10 protein-coding genes and 1 pseudogene are annotated in these 6989 nt (G+C 57.5%); 6 read left to right on the top strand and 5 right to left on the bottom strand.

Annotated elements, in window-relative coordinates:
- From DV027_RS16695 to DV027_RS16705, 3 genes and pseudogenes are all read right to left on the bottom strand, one after another.
- Positions 1-1328 (bottom strand): phospholipase D family protein (locus DV027_RS16695; protein ID WP_207303534.1); only part of this gene is annotated, 1328 nt, incomplete at its 3' end.
- Between the two features lie 251 nt (positions 1329-1579).
- Positions 1580-2152 carry a hypothetical protein gene (locus DV027_RS16700; protein ID WP_242621986.1) on the bottom strand — a complete coding sequence of 191 codons (573 nt, stop codon included), beginning with the start codon at positions 2150-2152 and terminating at the stop codon, positions 1580-1582.
- 312 nt (positions 2153-2464) lie between these two features.
- Positions 2465-2866 (bottom strand): annotated as a pseudogene (locus DV027_RS16705) (transposase); the annotation flags it as partial.
- 75 nt (positions 2867-2941) lie between these two features.
- Here DV027_RS16705 and DV027_RS16710 point away from each other — a divergent pair.
- The 3 genes from DV027_RS16710 (at position 2942) to DV027_RS16720 (ending at position 4722) form a co-directional block, all read left to right on the top strand.
- Positions 2942-3190, top strand: coding sequence for a DUF4160 domain-containing protein (locus DV027_RS16710; protein WP_238322067.1), 249 nt, complete (start codon positions 2942-2944; stop codon positions 3188-3190).
- Positions 3174-3578 carry a DUF2442 domain-containing protein gene (locus DV027_RS16715; RefSeq protein WP_007396285.1) on the top strand — a complete coding sequence of 135 codons (405 nt, stop codon included), beginning with the start codon at positions 3174-3176 and terminating at the stop codon, positions 3576-3578. The genes DV027_RS16710 and DV027_RS16715 overlap by 17 nt, the downstream gene beginning before the upstream one ends.
- Before the next feature lie 232 nt (positions 3579-3810).
- Positions 3811-4722 carry an isopenicillin N synthase family dioxygenase gene (locus tag DV027_RS16720; RefSeq protein WP_130732948.1) on the top strand — a complete coding sequence of 304 codons (912 nt, stop codon included), beginning with the start codon at positions 3811-3813 and terminating at the stop codon, positions 4720-4722.
- A gap of 359 nt (positions 4723-5081) precedes the next feature.
- Here DV027_RS16720 and DV027_RS17690 read toward each other — a convergent pair whose 3' ends face one another.
- Positions 5082-5246, bottom strand: a complete 165-nt coding sequence (locus DV027_RS17690) for a hypothetical protein (protein WP_162838769.1) — start codon at positions 5244-5246, stop codon at positions 5082-5084.
- Positions 5247-5400: 154 nt separating this feature from the next.
- Here DV027_RS17690 and DV027_RS17695 point away from each other — a divergent pair, with 154 nt between their 5' ends.
- From DV027_RS17695 to DV027_RS16730, 3 genes are all read left to right on the top strand, one after another.
- Positions 5401-5571 carry a hypothetical protein gene (locus DV027_RS17695; RefSeq protein ID WP_165399234.1) on the top strand — a complete coding sequence of 57 codons (171 nt, stop codon included), beginning with the start codon at positions 5401-5403 and terminating at the stop codon, positions 5569-5571.
- A gap of 139 nt (positions 5572-5710) precedes the next feature.
- Positions 5711-6007 (top strand): BrnT family toxin, encoded by a 297-nt coding sequence (locus DV027_RS16725; protein ID WP_010518357.1) that lies wholly within the window; start codon positions 5711-5713, stop codon positions 6005-6007.
- On the top strand, positions 5976-6317 hold the full coding sequence (locus DV027_RS16730) for a BrnA antitoxin family protein (protein WP_007396313.1): 342 nt from the start codon (positions 5976-5978) through the stop codon (positions 6315-6317). Before DV027_RS16725 ends, DV027_RS16730 begins: the two co-directional genes overlap by 32 nt.
- A 301-nt stretch (positions 6318-6618) precedes the next feature.
- On the opposite strand, the gene DV027_RS16735 is transcribed toward DV027_RS16730, so the two are convergent.
- Positions 6619-6989 (bottom strand): Ros/MucR family transcriptional regulator (locus tag DV027_RS16735; RefSeq protein WP_242621987.1); only part of this gene is annotated, 371 nt, incomplete at its 5' end.

The raw sequence follows: 6989 nt of genomic DNA on the forward strand, positions 1-6989 counted from the left end.
AGCCCGAAGCGCAGGGCCAGCGCACGTTGTGCGGTAAAGTCCGATGAGCGGATGCTCTTGACGATCCCGAACATGGACTGGGCGATGATCCGCGTGAACAGGGTCTTGCCCCCGCTGGAGCGGCCATACAGCACGGCATAGGGTGGATAGAGCCACGGGTCGATATGGTTGATGACGGCCCCCTGCCGCAGGAAAGCGGCAAAGGGAGCCATGTAGAGCCAGACCAGAAAAGCCCAGTAGGACGCCATGGCACTCTGGCTGTTGCCATAAAACGCCGCGAAACTGCTGATATAGGCGACCAGCATGCGCGCATCCCGCGCGACCTGCTCGGCTGGTATGGTCTCCTTTTCCGACAGCCATAACCGGTCATTCAGATGGACTTCGCCCGTCCGGACCGACAGGGTCGCGTGTGGGATGTCATCTGCCGGACGATCCGGTGCGGGCAGGTTGTTGCGGGCATGCAGGAAGGTCGAGACCGTTCGGGGCGTGACAAGGGCCATGCCCTTGCGGTTCATGGGCAGGGGCACGGTTTCCAGTTCCTGCCGCAGGCGCTGTGCCATGCGCAGGGTCGTGGCGGAAAAGCCGTCCGGCACGGGGATGCCGCCCTGTTCCACATGCGCAAGCCCGGCCCGGATGGCCCGGACGATGGGCACGTCCTCATAGGGGATCGGGTCCGTCCGGATATCTGCCTGCCCTGTTTTCGCAGTGGGAGAAACGCCGATCAGGATTTCGTCTTCAACTGGCACGCTCTGTTTGTAATCGCGTTGGTAATAGTCTTCGAACACGTGCCATGCGGTTGGGTCATCAAAGGTGATGATCACTTCGTGCTGGCGGGCATGGAAGGCGGACAGGCTGAGATTGGCGGACCCCGTAACCACCCGGTGGCCATCGGGGCCGGACAGAAGGTAGAGCTTTTCATGACTGGGGCGGCCGGTCATCAGCCGGAAGCGCAGCGTGCCATCATGCAGGCGCGGCAGGAAGAGGCTGCTGCGTGGACCGAGGAGCTGGCGCAGCCCTTCCACAAGGGATTTCTGGTCAGCCAGACAGTCCCGGAACCCGTAGGCTTCAAAAACCTGGCTGGCCTGGACAAGGGCCAGGTGGGTCTTGGTCAGGATATGCTCGGCGCCGAAGATGATTTCCATGTCTTCGAACTGTTCGGCAAGGTCGAGCAGGAATTCCAGCGAGCTGGAAAAGGTAATGGCCCGAAGCGTGGAAAAACCTGCGAACACGTCCTGCCAGTTCTGCTGGGCATGCGCGTCCAGTCGGGCCTGAAAGACAGTCAGGGGGGTAGGCTGTCGTGAGGGCAGGTTTGAAAGCAGATCCGTCATGCGGGGCTCCGGCAGGCATGAAGGGGATGAGACCACCTACGATTGCGCGACTGGGGAGCAGCGTGGGATCACGATAGGGAGAAATGTCATTTTTTCGGCGTCAGGTGATGCCTGTTGCCACACGGCGGTTGAGGGCGGTGGATACGTGAAGCATATGCTCATACAGAGTAGATTTCGATAGAACGGGAAAGAACGGAATTCGCATGAAAGGAAGCCATGCACAGGCTTCCTTTCATGCCGATCAGGTGACGCTATGTCTGCGGCCATGAAAAATCGGCATGGGCACCCATGGCCTGGAAAAACCATGCCGGGTCACGGTCCGGCATGCTCTCCTGCTGTTTCCTGAAAGCCGTCTTGTTCGTTCGAATGAAAAAATCATTGAGGTCTGCATCGATCAGTCCCTCATCCTGGAAAGCATGACAGATCTCCCGGGCATAAAGAACCGGGCAGATCACCAGAATATCGTCGTCATGTGTCACGGTCCGAAAGAGCGCCTGGAAGTCGCCATTACGGAACATGGTCAGTGTGACCTGTTGCTGATGTCTGGTCAGGCGTGACAGGGCCAGAAGATCGCTGATCGCGACCCAGGGTAGATCAGGCCGCCCGGACGGTGGCGCGAAGAAGCGCAGGGGCAGGTTCCTGAAGTCGGCCGCATGCAGGAAAGCAGGAGCGGGTTGAAGCATGGAATCTTTCTCACGATCATGCCGGCCAGAAGCAGCCGGATCGCGAAAGGCTGGATGACCGTCATGCGACCAGGCACAAAAAAACATCTCCAGTCGAATTGTCTTCAGCAGCGGGATCCCAGCGGGCAGGGCCTTCCCCAAGGGCCATTATTAATGGCTCCTTTTCCATGCTGCCTGCACCAACGGTGCAATGGTGTATGAAGAGCCCCTAGTAGGCCGGGTCCAATGCAGCCCCGAATGCGGTGTCAGTCAGGTACCAGAACGGGGCCGAGACAGTGCCAAGAGAGGGTATGCAGTGACTAGCCCGCCTTATTCACGGGTTGTGACTTTTTGAGGTTTCCTGATTCTGGACGCGCGGGGTCTACGCGATCCTGGAGGCTGATTTCAGAGTGAGGATTGGTCGGCGCTTGAGTTGGCGGGCTGGGGCGGGTTCGGGGGCGACAGCCCCGCCTGTCACGGTCCGGCGGGTTGCAGACCCCGGGCGATACCGGCGCACAGTGCGGCTTCGGGGCATGCTGTGGCGAATGCGATGCGAACCCGGGTTGCGGTCTCGATAACCCGGCCGGCGACCTTGATCAGGCGCATGCGTAACGTGGTGAATTCGGCCGTAGCGAGCGGCTGGGGTCTGGGGATGGCCTCGCGCACCGTCAGCATCAGCCAGTAGGCGGCGGTGTGCAACACGAGGCGGACCTGATTTGCGCGAGACGAGCGACAGCCTGTCCGGTCTGAGGCCAGTTGCCCCTTGTGCAGCCTGATCAGGTTTCCCACCTGTCCCCGGGCGCAGTAGAGGGTGTCGTAAAGCCATCCGGCATTCCCGCCACGCAGGTTGGTGACGACACAGCGTATATCTGTGCCCGTTCTATGTACCGATCCCTACCCTGGTCATAATAAAAATACCCATCCTGTTGGGTTTTGTGGTAGGATGTGACCATGCCAACAGTTCACCGAGTGGGCCGCTTCAGGTTCATGATCTATGCAAATGACCATGATCCGGCCCATGTCCATGTGTTCTGTGATGGCCGTGAAATCATCATCAACCTTGGGGAAACCAAGGCAACGGTCCGGGAGATTGCCCCCGGCGTGAAGCGAGCAGACGTACGCGAGGCGTTCAGGATCGCGGTGGAACAACGCGAAGCCCTATTGGCCGCATGGAGGACGATTGATGCGCAACGATCATGACATCGAAAAGCAGATGGATGCCGCTTATGAACGTGGTCGCATTCGGCGCGAGACGGTGCCCCAGGCGATTGCTGCTGGGTACGATGCCACGACAGGGCGCGTAACCGTTGAGCTGTCCAATGGCACCCGCTTTGAATTCCCTGCCTCACAGGCTCAGGGCCTTGAGAGAGCAACGCCAGAGCAACTGGCTCAGGTAGAAATCATGGGAGGCTACGGCCTGCACTGGGAGGCACTGGATGCTGACCTACTGGTGCCGGAACTGATGGCGGGCCTGTTTGGGTCCCGTGCTTACATGGCGGCAAAGGCAGGCCGACAGGCATCGCCAGCAAAAGCCGCAGCGGCACGTCGAAATGGTGTCAAAGGCGGCCGACCAAGAAAGGTCGCATAACTCACATATTGAGGTAATAATGAATTATTTTTTTAAAATACCACACAATTAAAATGTATCAATACAAGGCAAAAGTTCACCGACACCAAAAAATAGCAAAAAGTACTAAAAGATATATAAATAACGAATGTAGATATTTAAAATTTCATTATGTAAGATTTAAAAAATACTCTTATGCATTTTGGACCTGTAACGGTTTTGTGCCGGTCCTGAGGTAAATAGGAGCAGTCCCATGACTCATGACATTCCTGTTATCGACATTGCCCCCCTGCGCCAGGGTAACGATGCGGAGCGGGAGGCCGTGGCCAGCGCCATCGGCAGGGCCTGCCGCGAGACCGGCTTTTTCTACATTACCGGCCACGGGGTATCTCCCGATACGATAGCGAAGCTCTTCGAGGCCTCGCACACGTTCTTCACCCAGCCCGCCGCCGCCAAGGAAGCCGTGGCCATGAGCCGCGTGGGCCGGAATCGGGGCTATGTGGGGCTGGGGGTCGAACGGCTTGATACGACTTCCCTGCCTGACCGCAAGGAGGCCTTCAACATCAGCCCTAACCAGCCTGGTGGCCAGGACGCATGGCCTGCTCTTCCGGGATGGCAGGATCTCATGATGGCATATTTCGCCATCTGCCTCGATATAGGCGCGGCACTGCATCGCGGTTTTGCCCGTGACCTGGGGGTAGATGAGGATTTCTTTGTCGATAAATTCAGGCACCCCATGGCCACGCTACGCCTGCTGCGCTATCCGCCCGCGCAACAGGCCAGCACGGCACCGGGGGCGGGTGCCCATACCGATTACGGCAATGTCACGATCCTTGCGGTTAATGGCGTATCGGGCCTGCAGGTACGTCCGCGCGGTAGCGACTGGACGGACGCCCCGCTGATTCCCGGCACGTTCATCTGCAATATCGGTGACTGCCTGATGCGGTGGAGCAATGATGTGTATGTCTCGACCCCGCATCGGGTATTGCGCCCTGCAGGCGAGCGGTATTCGATCGCCTTCTTCCTCGATCCCGATGCGGATGCATTGGTCGAGCCGATCGTAACCCGTTCCGGCGAGCATGCGCATTATCCGCCTGTCACCGGGCATGACTACCTGCAGGAAAGACTGCAAGCGACATACGGGCACAAAAACCAGCGCCACTGAGGCAGAAGGCTTCCATCGTGCGGGTGGGTGGTCCGTGGGATGCGATCAGGAATGGTCTGTCGTAAGGCTGGCAGACTGGTCTGTGGAGGTGGGCCAGTGACTCTTTTTTCCTGTCCGACCGTTGTGAGGTGCCGGGACTGGAGAAAGGCGTAGGCCATGGACAGACATATTAAAGGGGGGTCCGATTAGCGACACTGACAATGGCGGTTTTCCAATGATTTTCCATAATCATGAGGATAAAAACGAAGGGCCAGGATCCAGAAAACCGAAAGCTGCCCTGGCGCCAGGCGCAGCGGTCCTTGTCACCGGCCTGCGATAATAGGCCGTCACATTCACCCTTCTACGGCACTGCGGCCGCCTTATTGCCCTGGTTCAGGCAGGGGAAGGGGATGATCGGTACCGAGGCTGGCCGCCCATGCCTTCACCGCTTCACCACTGATGAACAATCCGGCATCAGCCTCGGCCAGTGCCCGGCGTGTCGCTTCGTTCTTTTCGGCTTCCCGATCGGAATGACCTGTTTCCATGATGGTGTTCCTCCCAGGCCGGATCATCAGGCCCGTTCCGGTCTGTGTCCACGTGTTTCTGGTGACCGCAGCGCCCGAGAACCCTGTGCGTCATCGACAATGTCCATGTTCGATGGGATCAGGACGTTTCGCTGAAGCAGGGGAAGGGAGGGATATGAGTTTTCCGGCCACAGGAAACCCGCAGATAATTATTACCTTATCGTTACATAAGGTGGGCACAGATATACGCTCGCTCACCGCAATCATGGATGCCCGTCAGTGCGGAGAGATCACAGCCGATGAAATGATCGCCCAGATCCGGCTGATATCTCAACAGGAAGACTGAGTTTTTCTTGCTTCGGCAGAGAACATTGGGAGCCTGTGGTAGAATCCTGTCATCGGGAATTGAGTTAATCCGTTGCAGGAATGCGGGCTTGAAAAATCATACTGTTGTAACTACAATTCCGTAACTACTGGAGCGGATTGTGACCATATGGGTATGGGATCCTGAAAAGGATTCAAAAAACAGGGAGAAGCATAAGCTGCCTCTGGAAACCGGCAGGTTTGTTCTCGACGGCGATCCGCTCGCATTGTCTGTCCCTGATCCCCATCCAGATGGGGACAGGTGGCGAACCATAGGGAAGATACGGGGCATCACAACTCTCTTCGTCGTTCATACAGAACCCGTGGAAGACGAGGAGGATGGCGAAGAATACGGTCGTATTATCAGCGTAAGAAAGGCAACTGCCCATGAGCGCAAAGCATACGAAAATGGACTCTGAACTGCTTCAGGCGTTACGGGCTGTGGAGGCCATGCCTGACAATCAGATTGTGACGGATGATGAAGCCCCAGAAATTCGTGACTGGTCACATGCGGAACGGGGGCGCTTCTATCGACCCCGTAAAGTGCAGAAAACCGTGCGGTTTGACGCTGATGTCGTGGCTTTCTTCGAGAAGGACGGGCCTGGCTATCAGACACGTATGAATGATGCGCTGCGTGAAATTATGAATCGCGCCTTACGTAAGGCGCCCACGAAAACAGACGCGGGATCTGCACGATCTTCACGGCGCGGGAAGACGGTACACGCATAAGAGTGGCTCTGACCTTTCTTTGCCCACTTTCCTGCACGAGAAGGAGATCGACCACCATGAGCAGCAAAAACAGGTCCATGCCCTCGCTGCACAGTGACGAAGCGGCCGAGGATTTCGTCGTAACCACCGATCTGATCCGGTATGACCTGACGGATAGCCGTGACCAATGTACGCCTCGTTACCTTCCTGCGGTGTGCGAGAGCGTCCCCCTTATTGCCCGGGTTGTGGCAGGGGGAGCGGGTTATCCGTGCCGAGGCTGGCGGCCCATGCCTTCATGTCCCGTTTCTCCCGGTCTGGACCTTCAGGCCAGTTTCGGCCTGCGTCCGCGTTTCTTCTCTGGCAGGCGTGTGACCGGCACCCCAGTTCCTGATGTTTCCGAAGGGGCCGGTGTCGCCTTGATGACCCGCCCTAGTCCAATCTCCTGTGCCAGGGCAGAGCGTCGGGCTGCGTAGGATGGGGCGGTCATCGGGTAGCTTTCCGGCAGGTCCCATTTTTCCCGATACTGCTCGGGTGTCATGCCATAGACAGTACGAAGATGGCGCTTGAGCATCTTCATTTTTTTTCCGTCCTCCAGACAGACAATGTAGTCTGGAAACACGGATTTCTTCTGTGGTTGCCGTCCGTTATGCAAGAGTTTTCTGACCCATATTGACGTGTGATCGTGTGCGGTCT

Origin of the sequence: Komagataeibacter xylinus, assembly GCF_004302915.1 — a bacterium.
Taxonomy (GTDB): domain Bacteria; phylum Pseudomonadota; class Alphaproteobacteria; order Acetobacterales; family Acetobacteraceae; genus Komagataeibacter; species Komagataeibacter xylinus_C.